Here is a 17,428-nt window from a genome sequence, read left to right as displayed (position 1 = left end):
GCTGCCTCACAACCCTACGTTGTGAGGCAGCCTTTACTTATCTATGGCAGGATATATGAAAAACGTGTCTTTCCTGAAGAAATGTCAAATTACAAGTTTGAATATCCAGCATTATCTTCTAAAATTCATGCTCAAACCGGCTGCTGCCAGAAAGCGTGAACCCGCTATACTGCGATAGGGGTAATTCAATTACAAACTCAATCTCATTGGCCAAATATTCCACTCCAATGCTGCCTTTATGTAACTCAACAATTTTTTGGGCAATAGCCAGTCCCAACCCGGAGCCACTTTCCTCTGTTCGGGAAGAATCCTCTTTATAAAACCTCTCAAACAGTTTCTCCGGTTGTTGCGCAGGCAACTTCTTAACCCCATTGATGAATGATATCCGCACATGGTCCGGGGCTTTATTCAGCGATACCCGTACTTCCGAAGGCTTAATGCTGTATTTTCTGGCGTTTTCTAAAAGATTCGTAAAAACCCTTACCATTTGCTCTACATCTAAATCAATTTCAATATCTTCCCGGGGAAAATCTTTTTGTAGTGCTAATCCTTCTCTTTCAAAGATCGGCAAGTACTCCCCGATCATTTGCTCCAGCAGGCCGCCCAACTCGATTTCCTGGTAATCAAGCCTTATTCCCGGATTAGACAGTTTAGTATATTCAAACAACTCATCCAGTAATTTTTTCAGGTTTTGCGATTTATGGTAGATGGTATCAATGTACTCGGTCAATTCGTCTTCATGGTTAAATTTGTTCCTTTTAATTAAATCAATATACCCAATAATTGAAGTAAGCGGGCTTCTCAGATCGTGAGATAGATTGGTGATCAGCTCGTTTTTTGTCTTTTCATTTTCCCTTTCGCGTTCAAATTTTCTTTGCAGTTCCCTTGACATTGCATTAATACTCAAAGCTAATTGCGCTAACTCATCATTCCCTTTGATCTCAACCGCAAGACCCAATTCATGGACTTCCGATATTCTGCTTACTTGATTGGTGAGGTATTTGATATAAGTAAGCTTTTTATTCACAGGAAAGATAAAGATCCCTATAAAAATGCCTATGCTTATCAAAAAAATCAACAGGATGATGCTGTTATATTTCATAACCAAATTTCCTGCATAATGGCTTGGATCGGTCCAAAATTGAAATGAGAAATGATGGCCTAAAAACAAGAATGTCAGGGTTGAGACCACTAAGCTAAGAACGATTAACGCCAGCAATTTTACGGCAATGTTATTTTTCAGGGCAATCCCTTTCATATCTTGTAACCGACCCCCCAAACAGTTTTGATGTACAGGGGTTTTTTAGGATCTGATTCAATCTTTTCTCTGATTTTGGTTATATGAACCATCACTGTGTTATCGGATTTGAAAAAATCCTCCCTCCACACCGCCTCATAAATCTTGCTTGTATTTAACACGATCCCTTTATTGCGGGCCAGTAATTCCAGGATATCAAACTCTTTGGGCGTAAGCCGGATTTCCTTATCAGCAACCCATACTTGCCGTGTGTCGGTTTTTATGCTTAAATCTCCAATCTCGATCACATTTGTTTGTTTAAGTTCCGCTTTATTGTATCTCTTATATCTTCTGAGTTGGGATTTGACCCTGACAATCAATTCCATGGGGTTAAATGGTTTCGTTATATAATCATCAGCGCCACAGGTAATCCCCTGAAGTTTATCCATATCCTCCGATTTTGCCGATACCATGATAATGGGCATATTTAAGTTTTCTCTTATTTTGAGGCACGCTTCAATGCCATCCATATCAGGCAGCATAACATCCAGAAGGATGATGTCAATTAGTTCGTTCTGCAAAACTTGCATCCCCTCTTGGGCGTCCTTGACTTGTACGGTTTTAAAACCTTCATTCTCCAGATAGATGGAGATCAATCTCCGGATTTTTTGATCATCATCAATAATTAATACCTTACCCTCCATCAAACTTTACCTTCCCTATTCCAGCATTCGTTTTATTTTAACCTAAAGTCAAATGGCAATAAACCTCTCCGGTAAAACCTTAAGGATTCTTAAGATTTTCTACGATTGGTTTTTAATTTTTATTGAGTATACTGCACAAATCAATTCATTGAATCATAGGAGGAGGAGAAAATATGTCGCAACAAGCAATTTTATCTTTATCCAATCTAAGTAAGCGATACGATGATCACTGGGCGGTTCAAAACCTTAATATTCAGGTAGCACCCGGTGCGATCTTTGGTTTCTTGGGCAGAAATGGTGCAGGAAAAACAACAACGATTCGCATGATTATGAATTTAATCCGCCCTACCTCCGGTGAGATACGGCTGTTTGGCAAAACAAACAAAGAATTAAAAGCGGATCTTTTTAAACGCATGGCGGCTACCATTGAATATCCTGGCTTTTATTTGAACTTAACGGCCCGGGAGAATCTTTTATACTGCGCTAAAATGAGGAATCTATCTACCAGGAAAGTGAATGAAATGCTTGAACTCTTTGACCTAAAAGAGGCGGCGAATCGACTAACCAGGGAATTTTCACTGGGAATGAAGCAGCGGCTGGGTTTAGCCAGAGCCTTACTTCATGAGCCGGAACTGATGATCCTTGACGAACCAACCAACGGATTGGACCCCGCAGGAATTCAGGAGATCAGGGAAATGATCAAGAAACTTAATAGAGAAAAAGGCATCACCATACTTTTTTCCAGTCATATTCTTTCCGAAGTGGAGCAGATCTCATCTAAAGTGGCAATTATCCACGAGGGTAAGCTGGTAGATGAATTCACACTGGAACAATTTAAGAAAGAAAGCAAACATTTCATTGCACTAAAAGCCTCCAATCAAACAGGCGCTGTCCAATTATTAAATTCCAAATTCAATACCCGGTGCCAAGTAATGGATGGGCTTATTCAAATTCCCGATGTTAAGATACAGCCGGAGATTGTCAATCGAATACTTATCGAGAATGGCATCGATATTAGCCATCTGTCACTATATAGCGAAACTTTAGAAGACAGATTTATGCGATTAACGGGGGGCAAGGATCATGTTTAAAATGATACGTCTTGAATTTATGAAATGGAAAAGATCCAAAATTTTATTGGGAGCGATAGCGACTACATTAATTGGTCCTTTTGTAGCTTCTGTATCCGCTTACTCCAAACAGCACGGCAGCAATCTTCCGGCGGATTGGGACAGTTTCTTTGCCGTGGCCCTGCAAGTCAACCTATCACTGCTTTTTCCCATTTTGTTTGGGGCCCTGAGCGCCTATGCTTTTGTTCAAGAATATCAGGACCGGACAATTATCAACTTGTTTACCCTTCCGGAAAGCCGTGCCAAGATACTCCTAGCCAAAATGTTCACCGTACTCGGTACCCTGCTAATGTTAATTGTTGTCTGCCTGGTTTTTACGCTTATAGGAGGCCGGCTGATGCTCAGTGTCCCTTTAACCTTCGAAACCCTGCTTAGACTTAGTTCCCTTTCGCTAATTACCGGCATCATGGTACTATGTTTCATTCCCGTTTTCGCTTATATTGGGATAAAAACCCGTCACTTTATTCCGCCGTTGGTTGGAGCAACGGGTTTCACTCTCTTGAATTTTGCCGCTTTAGTATCTCCGACTTATGGTCCATTGGTACCTACCTCGATACCTGTATTTTATTTATTGAATGCCATTGGCTGGAGAGCTTCCATACCCTTTGTTTGGAGCGTGCTTCTTCCTATTTTTGCCCTATCAATGCTGTTATGTCTTAGAGAATATGTAAATCAAAACATTCACTAAATAGCATGGAAAGAAAACCCGGTGGAAGGCCGGTGCAATTAGCGGCAATCCTCCCACCCCAGTAAGTTCATTATGATCTGGCTTTGGCCTTTGCGTTTGCATTTTTATAAAAATCTAAAAAGAAAGATTCTTATATTGGGATATAAATAAAATAGACTCAGGGGTTTCTTTTATACACCCCTGAGTCTATTCATGATTCTATGATTTTTTAATACTTAATAACCCTTATTCTCACCTGAGGCTTTCTGGGTTACGATGGCAATCCCCGAGCTGGCGCCAATTCTATTGGCCCCGGCCTCTACCATGGTCATAGCGTCCTGGTAATTGCGAATTCCCCCGGAAGCCTTTACGCCAACATTAGGGCCAACCGTTTCACGCATTAATTGAACGTGGGCGGCTGTAGCTCCGCCTGTTCCAAATCCGGTAGAAGTTTTAACAAAATCCAGACCGCTCTCCTTGGCCAACTCACATAATCTCTTGATTTGTTCATCGGTGAGGTAACAGGTTTCTAAAATGATTTTTATCATCACCGGCTTGGAAGCAGTGCTGCGTACTTGCACAAATTCTTCCATTTCCTTTTTGATCCGGTCAAATCTGTTATTGAGTACATCACTTATATTGACCACATAATCGAGCTCATCTGCTCCCAGTTGGATGGCATCTTTGGCCTCAAATATTTTGGTGGCCGTGGTATTCGCCCCCAAGGGAAAGCCAATGACAGTGCAAACCTTTACCTTAGAATCCTTTAGTAAATCTGCCGCCAAGGGAACATAGCAAGGATTGACACAGACCGAGGCAAACCCAAATTCCTCTGCTTCAGCACAGAGACGATGAATTTGTTCCACGGTGGTGCTCGACTTTAGTACCGTATGGTCAATCATAGAGGCTAGATGAACAGTCATAAACTCAATCCTTTGCAAAGTACTTTAAAAAATCTGCAACCTCTTGTTTACTGGGCATAGCCGGTGCTGTACCTACTTTCGTCACTGAAAGGGCAGCCACTGCATTAGCATATTTGATGGCTTCTTCAAGGTTTTTCCCTTCAGCCAGAGCATGGGCCAAACCACCATTAAAGGCGTCACCGGCGCCGGTGGTATCAACGGCTTGAACTTTGAAGCCCTGGTAAAGAATACCTTTTTCCCCGCCGTTGTAATAGTAGCAGCCCTTTTCTCCCAGCGTGATAATAACATTGGGAACGCCGAGCTCATACATTACTTTGGCCGCTTGAAGCGCACTTCCTTCATCCGTTACTTTCACACCGGTTAATAAGGTTGCCTCTGTTTCATTGGGTGTTATATAGGCTACCGCTTTTAAAATCTCCCGGGGAAATTCTTGATATGGCGCCGGATTCAATATCAGGGGGATATTATGCCTTTTGGTAATCTCAGCCGTTTTTTGTACTGCCTCAATGTTTGTTTCCAACTGTACTAAGACAATGGAGGAATTCTTGATGGCTTCCTCCGTCTGTGCAACATCCTCCGCCGATAACTTGCCGCAGGCTCCCAAGGCCACCACAATCATATTATCCCCGTTGTTATCCACTGCGATTAAGGCCGCTCCTGTTGATTCTACATTATCAACCAGGACATAGGAAGTATCAATATTTTCTCTTTTAAAGTTCTGCCGGGCAATGACACCAAAATCATCCTTGCCGACTTTGGTCACCATGGTGACTTGCGATCCCTGCCTTGCCGCAGCTACAGCTTGATTTCCCCCCTTGCCGCCAGGCCCCATGCGGAAAGGGCCTCCCAGGACGGTCTCTCCAACCTTAGGCATATGAGGAGTTCTGCTCATTAAATCTACAACATAGCTTCCTACTACAGTTACAGTTCCCAATTGTACCACCTCGTATATATTAGCGGGTCTTGATTTGATCGATGTTTTCCTTGGTCACTAGATTAGAGGGAAGAATAACCGACTCCTCAACGCTTTCACCTTTGGCAATTTTTTCAGCGGTTATGATCGCTTCTTTACCGAGGAAGAAAGGAGGTTCTGCGATGGTAGCCTCCAATTTTCCCTGTTTGATCGCTTCCAGGGCGGGGTCAATGGCATCGCAACCGATCATGTTAATTTTATCCAGACGGCCGGCTGCTTCAACTGCCGAAAGTGCGCCCATTACCATTTCATCGTTGGCAGCATAAATGCCATCAATTTCAGGGTTTGCCTGCAGAATGTTTTCCATCACATTTAAGGCCTGGCCACGGTCAAAATTGGCACTTTGCTTAGCAATAATCTCGATATCCGGATATTTGGCAATTGCTTCGTTAAAGCCCTTACTTCTGTCTTGCGCTACGTTAGTACCTAAGATGCCTTGAATCTCAACAACCTTCCCTTTGCCATTTAAAGCTTTGGCCAGATATTCGCCGGCAATGTTACCCGATTTAATGGCGTCGAAGCCAATATGGGTTAAGACTTCGCCACCGTTAGCTTGGCGGTCAATGGTAAATACTGCAATCTTAGCCTCGTTGGCTTTTTTAACAGCCTGCACAATGGCGTCGCTGTCGGCAGGATCCAGGATTAACACGTCCGGTTTCTGGGAAATCAGGTTTTCAACATCTGCCAATTGCTGACTGGGATTGTTCTGGGCATCGGAAACAATTAATTCAATCCCGCTTTCCTTTGCTTGCGCTTCTGCTCCTTCCTTAACGGCGACAAAGAAGGGGTTGTTAAGGGTATTCATGGAAAGACCCACTTTTAGCTTTTTACTTTCTTGCTTAGAGCCCTCTGTTTCAGGTGCTTCTTTGCTTCCACAACCGTTTAAGGCAATTGCCATTAGAAATACACCGGCAAGAATTGCACAAATTTTCTTTTTCACGCCTCTTCCTCCTTAATATTTTTGTACTTTCAACTTGGAAAACTTACTGTCTACCACAACCGCCACCAGAATAACCAGACCTTTGGCAATGCTTTGATAGAACGGGGAAACATTCATTAAATTTAAAACGTTATCTAAAACTCCCATAATCAAAGCACCGAATAAAGTTCCTACGATCCCCCCTCTTCCACCGGATAAACTCGTTCCTCCGATAATTACCGCAGCTATAGCATCTAACTCTATCCCTACTCCGGCTGTGGGTTGTGCGGACATTAGTCGTGAAGTATAGATCGTAGCGGATAGGGCAGAGAAAAGACCCGCTATTCCATAGACAGCGATTTTAATACGGTCAACAGCAATACCGGATAAGCGGGATGCCTCTTCATTGCCGCCAATGGCATAAATATAGCGTCCAAAGCTTGTATAACGTAAAACCCAATACATCAAGGCATAAATAAGTATCATTAGAAGAATGGGCAGCGGAACGCCCCAAATCTTTCCATTGCCAATAATACTAAAGGAAGTTTCACTAACCACTAATGGATATCCCTTGGTGTATACCAAGGTCATACCCCGGGCGATAACCATGAGAGCAAGGGTAGCAATAAAAGCAGGAACCCCCATCTTCGTCACAAAGAAACCGTTAACAAAGCCAAAAAGCAAGCCTACCAGCAAGGCACAGAGAATCGCTACCGGCAACGCTACCTTAGCAGACAACATGCCCGCGATAATGGCTCCGGTAAAGGCTAAAACGGAACCCACGGATAGATCTATCCCGGCAATCAAGATAACTAAGGTCATACCGGCAGCCACAATGGCTGTTATCGAAACCTGTCTGGCAACATTCAGCATGTTGTTAACGGTAAAAAAAACCTCCGAGAGCAAACCTGCGACACCGCAAATAATAATAAAGATCAAAAATACTCGATATTTGTTCATCAGATAAAGAGCACTTGTATTCCCTTTAGCGGTTTCCTTTGCTGATGTATCTAAAGCACCCATTATCAGCCGACCTCTCTTCCTGTAGCATAGATAAAGATTTTTTCCTGGGTAGCTTCTTGAATCGGTAGTTCGCCAGTGATTCTTCCTTCGTGCATCACCAAAATCCGATGACTCATGCCTAATAACTCCGGCATTTCTGAGGAGATTAAAATAATGGCAATTCCCTCTTCTGTAAGGTTTTTCATTAACTGATAAATTTCCGCTTTAGCACCAACGTCAATGCCCCGGGTAGGTTCATGAAGAATCAAAATTTTGGGATTCATTTGTAACCATTTACCCAGAACTACTTTTTGCTGATTACCGCCACTGAGTGTACCAACCTCCACCAAAGGATTGTGCACCTTAATTCTGAGTTTTGACACCCAGTTACTGACAATTTGATTTTGCTTTAGTCTTTTGACTAAGACACCCATTAAGGAGATTTTACAAAATGTTGGAAGAAGTAAATTCTCGTAAACAGACATCGTTAATACAAGTCCTTCACTCTTCCTGTCATCGGTTACTAATGCAATACCGGCGTCAATCGCGTCTCTAATCGTCTTAATGTTCTGATTTTTAACCTCAATGGTTCCACCGCTGCATTGGTAAATCCCAAATAAGGCCTTAGAGAGAATTTTGCTGCCGGAACCCATTAAGCCGCCTATCCCTAGAATTTCCCCTTCATGCAAAGTAAAAGTAATGTCTTCTAGCTTATCCCTTACACTTAAATGATTTACCTTAAGCACAGGAGAACCAATTTTATGATTCCGAACAGGATACAGGTCTTTGATATCCCGGCCCACCATCATACGAACCATATCGTCTGTAGAGATACTCTTTGTACTCTCAGAGCCTATATATTGGCCGTCCCTTAAGACGGTTATGCGGTCGGCAACCTTTTCTACTTCCTCTAACCTGTGTGTAATAAAAATAATCGCCTTCCCCTGCTCCTTGAGTCCGACCATGATGCCTAATAACCGATCCGTATCTTCATCATTCAGGGCTGCGGTGGGTTCATCCATGATAATAAGGTTAGAGGCAAAGGATAATGCTTTGGCAATTTCAACCAACTGCTGTTCAGCAATGGTTAATTCATCCACCAAGGTTTTTGGAGATATTCGTTCTAAGCCAACCCTTTGCAATAGCTCTTCAGTATCTTTATAAAGGCGTTTTAGATCCAGTATGCCTTTTACCAACCTTGGCTCACGCCCTAAAAAAATATTTTCAGCCACACTTAAATAGGGAATGAGGTTGAATTCCTGATAGATGATACTTATGCCCAGGGACTGCGCAGAGCGGGGACCATTAATTTTAGTCCTGTCGCCATGGATATATATTTCACCTGTATCCGGCTGGTAAACGCCGGCCAACACTTTCATTAATGTTGATTTGCCGGCACCGTTTTCACCTAAAAGTGCAAGTATTTCACCCTCCGCAACCTCTATATGCACTTGATCCAAAGCCTTAACACCAGGGAAATATTTGCTGATCCCGACCATTTTTAAAGCTGTCTTATTCAAGGAGCATATCCCCTTCCCTCTACAGGCTTAGTAAGCAACTCCAGCCACTAAAATTACATTGGCGTAGGGGGTAAACTCTCCACTTCTAACCAGTCCACGGGCTTCCTTGGTTTTTTGTTTAAACTGAACATGGGGAACATATTCAACTGAAATCCCGGGAAAGCGTTTAAGGATTTCTTCATGCATCTCCGGACTGATCGTCTTTACTTCTTCGGCCAGTATGATTCTTTCAACAATTAGTTCACTAAGAACCGTATCGAGCAGCTCTAAAAAAGTTGGAGTTCCGGGTTTCAGCGCAAAGTCAATGCGGGTATTGACATTCTCCGGAAGGGGCAATCCTGCATCGGTTACTACAATGTAATCCGTGTGGCCCGTTTCTGCAATTAGCTTGTTCAGTGCGGGATTTAAAATGCCGCCTTTTTTCATGGTGAAACATCCTTTCTGTCCATCAATTTGTATTTTTAATGGTACATGATTGCCTTATCTTTAATTCCGGGGATAAAACATAGTGCCGCCTTACCCATTCACCTGTACTGGTCATTTTTTCATAAAGAATATCAAACGCCAGCTCCCCCAACTGTCTCATGGGCCTTGAAACCACAGATAGAGAAGGGGTAACAAAAGTGGCAATATCAACATCATCGAAACCGATGAAGGCTAATTCTTTTCCCATCTGCCACCCGGTCTCCATAACGGCCTTTACACAACCCACAGTCATCAGGTTATTTGATGAAAAGATGGCTGTAGGCCGTTCCTGCATTGAATACAACTTTTGGGTCAGCTTGAAGCCGCTTTCTTCCTTAAAATCCCCTTCCAGCACTAAATCTTCGGGTAAAGGAATCTGATATTCTTCCAACGCTTTCTTAAAACCAACAAAACGCTCATATCCCGGAGTTGTATTTTGGGGACCACAGATAATGGCAATTCTTTTATGACCCTGTAAGATCAAATGTCTTGTTGCTTGATAGGCACCATCAATATTGCCCACTAAAACGGTATCAACCTCAAAACTTTTAATTGCTCTATCCACCGCAACAATGGGAATACCTCGGTCAATGGCAGATTGAAGTTGCTTTCCATCCTCATCGGCAGTTGTAACGATTAAGCCGTCAACACTTCTTTCCAGCAGGATTTGAGTTAATTCCCTTTCAATTTCAGGGGACTCATTTGTGTTACAAAGAACAGTAAAATAGCCTTTTTCCCTGGCCTGCTGCTCTATCCCTGATACAACTAACGGAAAGAACGGGTTATTGATATCCGGAATGATTACCCCAATGGTCTTGGTTGTCTTCTTGACCATACTTCTGGCCACCGCGTTTGGGATATAATCTAGCTGACTGATCGCCTTGGCAATACGCTCTTCGGTGGCTTTCCGAACGCCACCTTGTTTATTTATAACCCTAGACACTGTGGCCGTTGAAACTTTAGCTAATTTTGCTACATCCTCAATGGTTGGTTTAGACATTTTATAAGCCCACCTTAATGTAAACGATTTCATTATATTTCTTTAAAAATAAGCACTTATGGCATTTAAAGTAAAATAATTGCTATTTTATGGGGGTTCTTGTTTCTGATTAGGAACAAAATAATGTAAACGTTTAGATTTTGTTTTATTTTATTCAAAATATTCTATATTGTCAATGCCTTTTTAGCAGGGCCTATCAGATGCCGATAGCGGCAATTCTGCCGGCAATTACGTTTAATTATTTTCCTTCTCTTTGACATTTGCCTATAGATTATTAAAAAAAGCTGCTTCACAGCATAGCGATGTGGAGCAGCTCTCATTATAAAATTCCCCAAATATTTCCATCTACTTAAGAATGTTTCCTTTCAGTAAGGATATAGATACGGCCTTCCAACAGGATGGTATTCTGCTTCCACACTAGACCAGGGAACGCAAATGTTCAATTGCTTCAAGGCACGACCCAAACCCACTCTCAACCCCCAACAGTCTCCGGATATACGATTTAAACGGTAGAGAAACCGGAATTTTCTGTTCCCAGGGTATGGTATTATCCGATACAACGGAATTAGTAAAAAGATCAATTGCCACCACCCCGGCGCCAAACAAATCGCTTTGTAGGGAAAAATCATTTCGTTTTTCAACATAAGAGGGTGAAGCATTGGCCGCCGATCTGACAGTCCGGCATTGGGACAATAATTTCATATCATGGTGATTTGGTATACGGTACGCTAGGCCGAAGTCGATTAGAAAAAGGCGCTCATCCTCCATAATCAGGTTGGATAAACGCAAGTCCCGGTGAATGATAGCAGGTTTCCGAGCAGTGGGAGTATGAAGGAAATTCAGGATCAAGAGCAATTTTAAGATAATTTTCTTTACTTCCTCTTCCCGGTAGCAGCAGCCGTTATTCATTGTTGTTGCCAGTGTATGGCCGGGTATATAATCCTCCACTAAGCAAAATAAATCTTTATGCCGGAAGCAATCAATATAACCGGGAATCTCCGGGTGACGGATGCACTTTAGGACCGCCGCTTCCCGGCGGCATAAATCAGCGGCGGTACAAGACACCTGCAGACTTTGCCGCAGGAATTCATCGGAACATACCTTCATAGCATAATAACGGTTCGCTTTACGGACTCTTACCACCACTCCGTAACTGCCGCCGCCAATCAGCGTATCAACATAATATCCGTTGATTGGCGACAATGATTTTAAGAGGAAAAAAAACTGCCAAACAAACCTTTTTTCCGTTTACGGTAACGACCCGACGAACCGGAATGATAATCCCGATGACCGGATGGATAGGTCGGAGGATGTTGTGAGTATTGAGGCTTTTGAGGAGGTTGGGGAGGCAGCGGCTGTGCAGTTCCCTGTCCTTTGGCAGCCAGACCGCAATAGGGACAGGTAACCCATTCCGGCTGCAAATTTTTCCCACACCCGGAGCAAGTATTATTTACTTTATGGCCACAGTGCGGACAAAATTTAAATTCGTCTTGAATCTGTTGATTACAAGCAGGACATTGCATAAAGAACCCTCCTTTTATAGATAATGCATCAAATTGAAATAACGTTTGCTATAGAAAAAATCGGTGTACATGTTACATATTTACTATTATTTTAATGCCTGCAGGATAAATTCACAAGTGACGCGCACAACTTGTGATTACCTCATACTTATTGGGTATGTCCGAGTATGTATGGAAAGACTTTATTAGACAGGCTTAAGCCCATGAAGTTCAGCCAGTGCTTCCGCTGATGTTCTCTTAAAGAACACGTTATTCCCTTGATTGCATTCATAAATAAAATCGTTCAGGCTTTTGCTGTTATAGCCTTCGAATTCCCCGACAATAGCAATCTTCATATGATAGTTCGTATATTTTTGCAAAATTTCACCCGCAAGCCCTGTTTTAAGTTCAAAAAAATCGTCATTTATATTTTCTTTTTTCACAAGCATTTTTTCACACCCGTTATCATAATGGACAACTGCAAGTAAATCTAACGCATCATTCACGTTATTAATAACAATATCGTCACTTATGATAATCGCCACTTTTGAACCGTTCTTATGATCCACTTTGATTTCCATACATACCATTCCTTTCGGAAGTTGAGTTATATATACTTACGTGGTCTTTATAGATATTCTTATCATTATAAATATTAATTTTAAGTGATTTTAATATATCCAATTTCATTCATCGCATTCTATGCCCAGGATCCCAGGGTGCAATGCCTTTTGGTAGAAAAATACCTCGGACCACTAAAAAAGAAAGCCGGGATCAAAGATCCACGACTTTCTCCACTGTCCAAACCAACTAGGTATCCAATCAATTGGTTATTCTACCTCATCAACGTCTACTGTGTCTTCTTGAGGGGAATCTTCATCTGTCTCGTCATTGGCTGCGTTGTCATCGGCGGTTACTTCTTCTTCATCTGTAGCTATTTCTTCATCGGTGGTTGTTTCTTCATCGGTAGTTAATTCCTCATCGGTCGGTTGATCTGCGTCAGTTGCAGGCTTGTCCATGATGTCAATGCGATTCTGATCGCCATCCCAATTGACATCTTTCCCTAAGCTTTCAGCAATAAAGCGTAAAGGCACGTAAGTACTATTATCAATTATTTTTGCAGGCACGTCTAAAGTTACTTCTACTCCATCAACAGTGGCAGTAGGGTTATCGATCTGTAACCATATGCCTCCAGAAGTAATTGACTGATCCTCAGCATTCCATCCTACTTCCTGACCCATGGCTTCAAAAATAGCCCTTAATGGCAGCAGTGTTCTGCCTTCTTCAATAACAGCCGGGTTTTCTGTAACTAGGCTGTCCTCATTAATATAAATGGTCGGTGGCGCCGCCGCCATGGCAAGGCTGGTACTTAACAAAAGAAGACATAATGTTAATACTGCTGTTAATTTCTTTCTCATTTTTGACCTCCTTGATTTATTCATTCATCTAGTATTTTGGTCCCTAAGTAACCTACTTTGCCCCCTCCCTTTTAAAATTGAACATTATTCACTTTTTAGAATTTTATTTTGATATTTTAATTCCAGTTTCCTTCTAATTTTACAATTTTACATATTCTTTCACAAATCTATGACATTTTTTATACCTCATTTACACCAGATTATTTAACAATGAGTACAGCACAAGGAGCTAAGTTGGCTACCTTATAGGCTACGCTCCCCATCAGAAAAGCTTGGATATTGGACATTCCCCGATGTCCAAGAACTGCCAAATCATGGGGATGCCCATTAAGATAATCTACAATAACCTGTCCTGGATGTCCATATAAGGTTAATGTTCTGGCATCCACGTTATGGTTGGCAGCATATTCCTGAGCCTTCCGTAAAAAAGGAACTTCCATTTTTGCGGCTTCGGCACGGGATAAGCCGATCATTCCCTCTGATCCCATATCTGTCACCGGAGTCACGGATAAGATGGTGAGAACGGCCTCTTCTGTTTTAGCTAGGTCTACAGCAGTTTTTAGGGCTTTCTCCGCCTGGGCAGATCCATCGGTTGCGACCATAATTTTCTTAAACATCCGGCGCTCCCCTCCCTCCTTAATTTATGATCAGCCTTTGGAATTTTTATTTAACTTCCGCGATGTCAGAACCACCGGCGGCAACATTGACTTTCTTTTGATCATGCAAGAATAAGGCTAATATAAATGCCAAACCGCACAACACAGCACCGATAATAAAACAATCGGATATAGCCATGACCATGGATTGCTGGGATACGTACTTGTACAAAACAGACATACTAAGGATCTGGCCTCCTTGTGCCCCAAGACCGGCATTTAACCCTATCCCTTGCAAGGCTGAAAGCATTTGCAAGCCGTCCGCTTTATCCAAAACGACATTCTGAGCCAAATTAGCATAATGGAAGGTACTCCGCGATTGCATTAAATTGGTCATGACCGCAATTCCAAAAGTGCTTGTCACACTCCGAATGACATTTCCCAGGGAAGAGGCGGTGCCGGTTGATTCTTTCGGAAGACTTACCATTCCCACATTAATGGCTGGTGACAACGCCAGCCCTATTCCTATTCCCCGGATGGATAACCAAAACATCATGGTGCTAAAAGATGTAGACCCGTTAAAGTCCTTCATGGCGTAAGAGGAAACAGCCATAATTACTAGGCCGCTTAGGACCAGATACCGGGCCCCGTATTTATCGAACAGCTTACCGCTGATGGGCATAAATATCGCCGTAACCACCGCAGACGGCAATAAGACCAAGCCGGTTTGCATTGCGGTCTGCCCGAGTACGCTTTGCATGAAAAGAGGAAATAAATAAACCACCACGACCATGGCCACTTGAATGAAAGAAGAAGTAATGGTAGACAAAGTGAAAAGCTTATCCTTAAACAATCGCATATCCAGAACCGGTTCTGGACATCGAAGTTCGTGAACAACCATCACCAGCAGGTTAACAATTCCAACAAACAACATGGCGACAATCACAGGATCTCCCCACCCCATCTGATTGCCCTTGCTTAATGCAAATATTAAACAAAACAAACCGATGCAGATGGTTGTAATACCGATTGTATCGAATGTTGTTGTTGCTTTTTTCTCCATTTCCGGCAATAAAGTAATTCCCATAAATATGGCTAGCAAACCAATCGGTACATTGATATAAAAAAGTGTTCGCCAACTGGCTACTTCAATAAGATACCCACCTAAAGAGGGACCAATAGCCATGGTTGCCATTCCGGCAATCCCCCATACGCCAAGCACCATGCCAATTTTGGATATGGGGGTAACTCTGAAGCAAATGGCCATGCCTAAAGGCATGATAATCCCTGCCCCTATCCCCTGCAGCACCCTGCTTATGATCATCATATTAAAATTAAATGCTGAGCCACATAAGAAGGAACCCAAAGTAAAGGCGATTAGGGCAAAAACAAAGGTTTGCTTATATCCATATTTATCCCCTAAATAACCGGCCAGGGCAATTATGATTCCCTGGGTCATCATGTAGGCTGTGAGTACCCATTGAATGTCGTTGGCATTGGTACCAAAAACAGCCATCAGTTTGGGCAGCGCCACATTAACAATATTCCCGGTTAGGGCTTGTAGGAAGGTTCCCATTATGATAACAGAGGTTACTGGCCAGTTGACTTTATTCTGTAGTTCACCGGTATTCATTAATAATCCCCACTCATTTAGTTTTGATCGTCACAACGGCAGACATACCCGGCTTTAACCTATCACCCTGCTGAACCACACTTATTTTAATGGGCAGGCGTTGGGCTACTTTCGTATAGTTGCCAGATGCATTCTCTGTTGGTAATACGGAAAAACTTGATTGAGTGACTCCAGAAACCTCTTCAACCTTGCCGTCTAGAACCATATCAGGGTAGGCGTCCACGGTAACCTTGACCTTATCACCGATATGTATCCGTCCTACCTTTTTTTCTTCAATGTTGGCTAAGATCCAGACTCGCTCGGGATTTACGATGGTAAACAAGGAACTGCCCGAGCTAACGTTTTGTCCTTTTAGAGCCGTAACTTTTACTACATTTCCACTAATGGGAGATTTAATGGTGGTATGCGCCAAATCCAGTTGAGCTTTATCATAAGTGGCTTTGGCCTGCTTTTCCTGGGCGGCATAGGTGGCATCACCGGTTTTTTTCAAGGTATCTAATTGGATTTGAGCGGCTGATACGGAATCTTGAGCAGCCTGAACATTGGCATTGGCTGCTTCCAAGGCTTTCACCGCTGTTTCGTATTCAGTTGTACATTTATCCAAGGTTTCTTTGGAAACCGCTCCTTGCTGGTATAAAGTCGTGTTGTTGTCCAATATACGCTTGCTATCTTCCATTGCCAATTTGCTAATAGCGGCTTGAGCGATGGCTGCAGATAAGGAATTCTCTGCCTTTGAAACGGACTTTTGTGCAGCCTCAATATCGTTTGGCAACTTAGTAATGGCTATTTTGCTAATTTCCCACACTGCTTGCGCTTGGGAAGCATTAATCAGATATTGGGACTCATCCACTTGGGCCAACAACTGCCCTACTTTCACAGTATCTCCTTCCTTAACATGGACTTCGGTAAGTCGGCCACTAACATCTGCACAAATATTAACCAAATCTGACGACACTTTGGCATTATCTGTTGTAACCGTAGTTGTTAATTGAATGTACCAGCGAATGCCGAAAATAGCCACAGCAATAATGACTACGGCCAAGATACCAATGCGGGTCATCTTGGAAATGGACTTTCTCTTTGGATTTTCCAGATGATTATTTGCTTCTATTGGATTCATTACTGCTCCCCCTAGTCATTCCTTTAGTAATGGTTGAAATCATCATCTCGGTCACCGGGCTTTTTAAATCAGCAGACATATGAGTAGATATGTAGCTTACAAATCCTATACTTACCGAGAGGATCATATTGGTCAAAACAACCAGATCGGATTCAATAAATGTTCCTTCGGCTTGTCCACGTTGGATGATAGCAGCCAGGAGCCTTTTCTTCTGATTGTATAGATCAATCAAACGGCTTTCCGCATTAAAACCTTCAAATGGAATGGTTGCCGAGACTTTCGGTACCCAGGGGTGTTGGTGAATAAATTCAAATTCAATCATTATATAATTCCTTATCGCTTGTTCCGGGGCCGTCAACGACAAACATCTTTCTTTTATCGAATTACATTGCGTCTCCATACACTTTGAAAAAACCTCGGACATTAATTCATCCTTGTTTTTGAAATACTGATAAATGGATGCTTTAGCAAAATCAGATTTTTCAGCTATATCGTCCATGGTAATTGACTCAAAAGCCTTTTCGTTTAAAAGTTCCTCGGTAGCCTTTATAATGCTCTCTCTTCTGAATTCCCGTTCTCGTTCTACCCTTGCTCTCAACTCATCATCTCCAATACTTGG

Annotated in this window: 19 protein-coding genes; 2 read left to right on the top strand and 17 right to left on the bottom strand. The window is 42.4% G+C overall.

Going from position 1 to position 17,428, the window contains the following annotated elements:
• Positions 1–118 precede the first annotated feature (118 nt).
• Both DESRU_RS07485 and DESRU_RS07480 read right to left on the bottom strand, forming a co-directional pair.
• Complete coding sequence (locus DESRU_RS07485) at positions 119–1,258, bottom strand: HAMP domain-containing sensor histidine kinase (RefSeq protein WP_013841505.1); 1,140 nt, start codon at positions 1,256–1,258, stop codon at positions 119–121.
• A complete protein-coding gene (locus DESRU_RS07480) occupies positions 1,255–1,941 on the bottom strand; it encodes a response regulator transcription factor (RefSeq protein WP_013841504.1) in 687 nt (228 codons plus the stop codon). The genes DESRU_RS07485 and DESRU_RS07480 overlap by 4 nt, the downstream gene beginning before the upstream one ends.
• A 173-nt stretch (positions 1,942–2,114) precedes the next feature.
• On the opposite strand from DESRU_RS07480, the gene DESRU_RS07475 reads away from it, so the two are divergent.
• Both DESRU_RS07475 and DESRU_RS07470 read left to right on the top strand, forming a co-directional pair.
• Positions 2,115–3,032, top strand: coding sequence for an ABC transporter ATP-binding protein (locus tag DESRU_RS07475; protein WP_013841503.1), 918 nt, complete (start codon positions 2,115–2,117; stop codon positions 3,030–3,032).
• Entirely contained in the window at positions 3,025–3,759 is a 735-nt protein-coding gene (locus DESRU_RS07470; protein WP_013841502.1) for an ABC transporter permease, read from the top strand. Before DESRU_RS07475 ends, DESRU_RS07470 begins: the two co-directional genes overlap by 8 nt.
• Before the next feature lie 215 nt (positions 3,760–3,974).
• On the opposite strand, the gene deoC is transcribed toward DESRU_RS07470, so the two are convergent.
• The 15 genes from deoC to DESRU_RS19830 form a co-directional block, all read right to left on the bottom strand.
• Entirely contained in the window at positions 3,975–4,661 is a 687-nt protein-coding gene (deoC, locus tag DESRU_RS07465) for a deoxyribose-phosphate aldolase (RefSeq protein WP_013841501.1), read from the bottom strand.
• Positions 4,662–4,665: 4 nt separating this feature from the next.
• Positions 4,666–5,604 (bottom strand): ribokinase, encoded by a 939-nt coding sequence (rbsK, locus tag DESRU_RS07460; protein WP_143758755.1) that lies wholly within the window; start codon positions 5,602–5,604, stop codon positions 4,666–4,668.
• A 10-nt stretch (positions 5,605–5,614) separates the two neighbouring features.
• On the bottom strand, positions 5,615–6,574 hold the full coding sequence (locus tag DESRU_RS07455; protein ID WP_013841499.1) for a substrate-binding domain-containing protein: 960 nt from the start codon (positions 6,572–6,574) through the stop codon (positions 5,615–5,617).
• 12 nt (positions 6,575–6,586) lie between these two features.
• Positions 6,587–7,576, bottom strand: a complete 990-nt coding sequence (locus tag DESRU_RS07450) for an ABC transporter permease (RefSeq protein ID WP_013841498.1) — start codon at positions 7,574–7,576, stop codon at positions 6,587–6,589.
• Positions 7,577–7,578: 2 nt separating this feature from the next.
• The gene (locus DESRU_RS07445) at positions 7,579–9,075 is read right to left on the bottom strand and encodes a sugar ABC transporter ATP-binding protein (RefSeq protein ID WP_013841497.1); all 1,497 of its coding nucleotides are present in this window, start codon (positions 9,073–9,075) and stop codon (positions 7,579–7,581) included.
• Between the two features lie 27 nt (positions 9,076–9,102).
• The gene (rbsD, locus tag DESRU_RS07440) at positions 9,103–9,501 is read right to left on the bottom strand and encodes a D-ribose pyranase (protein WP_013841496.1); all 399 of its coding nucleotides are present in this window, start codon (positions 9,499–9,501) and stop codon (positions 9,103–9,105) included.
• Between the two features lie 22 nt (positions 9,502–9,523).
• On the bottom strand, positions 9,524–10,540 hold the full coding sequence (locus DESRU_RS07435; RefSeq protein ID WP_013841495.1) for a LacI family DNA-binding transcriptional regulator: 1,017 nt from the start codon (positions 10,538–10,540) through the stop codon (positions 9,524–9,526).
• Between the two features lie 417 nt (positions 10,541–10,957).
• The gene (locus DESRU_RS19840; protein ID WP_049786743.1) at positions 10,958–11,743 is read right to left on the bottom strand and encodes a protein kinase domain-containing protein; all 786 of its coding nucleotides are present in this window, start codon (positions 11,741–11,743) and stop codon (positions 10,958–10,960) included.
• 5 nt (positions 11,744–11,748) lie between these two features.
• Entirely contained in the window at positions 11,749–12,063 is a 315-nt protein-coding gene (locus tag DESRU_RS21740) for a zinc ribbon domain-containing protein (protein ID WP_013841493.1), read from the bottom strand.
• A 185-nt stretch (positions 12,064–12,248) separates the two neighbouring features.
• Entirely contained in the window at positions 12,249–12,623 is a 375-nt protein-coding gene (locus DESRU_RS07420; RefSeq protein ID WP_013841492.1) for a DUF4180 domain-containing protein, read from the bottom strand.
• A 249-nt stretch (positions 12,624–12,872) separates the two neighbouring features.
• On the bottom strand, positions 12,873–13,460 hold the full coding sequence (locus tag DESRU_RS19835) for a copper amine oxidase N-terminal domain-containing protein (protein ID WP_013841491.1): 588 nt from the start codon (positions 13,458–13,460) through the stop codon (positions 12,873–12,875).
• 200 nt (positions 13,461–13,660) lie between these two features.
• The gene (locus DESRU_RS07410; protein ID WP_013841490.1) at positions 13,661–14,077 is read right to left on the bottom strand and encodes a universal stress protein; all 417 of its coding nucleotides are present in this window, start codon (positions 14,075–14,077) and stop codon (positions 13,661–13,663) included.
• 46 nt (positions 14,078–14,123) lie between these two features.
• Positions 14,124–15,689: a DHA2 family efflux MFS transporter permease subunit gene (locus DESRU_RS07405; RefSeq protein WP_013841489.1), complete on the bottom strand. Its 1,566-nt coding sequence runs from the start codon at positions 15,687–15,689 to the stop codon at positions 14,124–14,126.
• A 13-nt stretch (positions 15,690–15,702) separates the two neighbouring features.
• Entirely contained in the window at positions 15,703–16,809 is a 1,107-nt protein-coding gene (locus DESRU_RS07400) for an HlyD family secretion protein (protein WP_013841488.1), read from the bottom strand.
• The gene (locus DESRU_RS19830; protein WP_013841487.1) at positions 16,787–17,407 is read right to left on the bottom strand and encodes a TetR/AcrR family transcriptional regulator; all 621 of its coding nucleotides are present in this window, start codon (positions 17,405–17,407) and stop codon (positions 16,787–16,789) included. The genes DESRU_RS07400 and DESRU_RS19830 overlap by 23 nt, the downstream gene beginning before the upstream one ends.
• Positions 17,408–17,428 lie beyond the last annotated feature (21 nt).

Source organism: Desulforamulus ruminis DSM 2154 (assembly GCF_000215085.1).
GTDB lineage: Bacteria > Bacillota > Desulfotomaculia > Desulfotomaculales > Desulfotomaculaceae > Desulfotomaculum > Desulfotomaculum ruminis.
The sequence above is the reverse complement of the archived record's forward strand: the minus strand, read 5'-3'. Positions and strand labels throughout refer to the sequence as shown.

Coding starts and splice junctions, on each gene's coding strand:
- DESRU_RS07485 (WP_013841505.1), bottom strand. CDS start 1,258: ATGAAAGGGATTGCCCTGAAAAATAACATTGCCGTAAAATTGCTGGCG.
- DESRU_RS07480 (WP_013841504.1), bottom strand. CDS start 1,941: ATGGAGGGTAAGGTATTAATTATTGATGATGATCAAAAAATCCGGAGA.
- DESRU_RS07475 (WP_013841503.1), top strand. CDS start 2,115: ATGTCGCAACAAGCAATTTTATCTTTATCCAATCTAAGTAAGCGATAC.
- DESRU_RS07470 (WP_013841502.1), top strand. CDS start 3,025: ATGTTTAAAATGATACGTCTTGAATTTATGAAATGGAAAAGATCCAAA.
- deoC (WP_013841501.1), bottom strand. CDS start 4,661: ATGACTGTTCATCTAGCCTCTATGATTGACCATACGGTACTAAAGTCG.
- DESRU_RS07450 (WP_013841498.1), bottom strand. CDS start 7,576: ATGGGTGCTTTAGATACATCAGCAAAGGAAACCGCTAAAGGGAATACA.
- rbsD (WP_013841496.1), bottom strand. CDS start 9,501: ATGAAAAAAGGCGGCATTTTAAATCCCGCACTGAACAAGCTAATTGCA.
- DESRU_RS07435 (WP_013841495.1), bottom strand. CDS start 10,540: ATGTCTAAACCAACCATTGAGGATGTAGCAAAATTAGCTAAAGTTTCA.
- DESRU_RS21740 (WP_013841493.1), bottom strand. CDS start 12,063: ATGCAATGTCCTGCTTGTAATCAACAGATTCAAGACGAATTTAAATTT.
- DESRU_RS07420 (WP_013841492.1), bottom strand. CDS start 12,623: ATGGAAATCAAAGTGGATCATAAGAACGGTTCAAAAGTGGCGATTATC.
- DESRU_RS19835 (WP_013841491.1), bottom strand. CDS start 13,460: ATGAGAAAGAAATTAACAGCAGTATTAACATTATGTCTTCTTTTGTTA.
- DESRU_RS07410 (WP_013841490.1), bottom strand. CDS start 14,077: ATGTTTAAGAAAATTATGGTCGCAACCGATGGATCTGCCCAGGCGGAG.
- DESRU_RS07405 (WP_013841489.1), bottom strand. CDS start 15,689: ATGAATACCGGTGAACTACAGAATAAAGTCAACTGGCCAGTAACCTCT.
- DESRU_RS07400 (WP_013841488.1), bottom strand. CDS start 16,809: ATGAATCCAATAGAAGCAAATAATCATCTGGAAAATCCAAAGAGAAAG.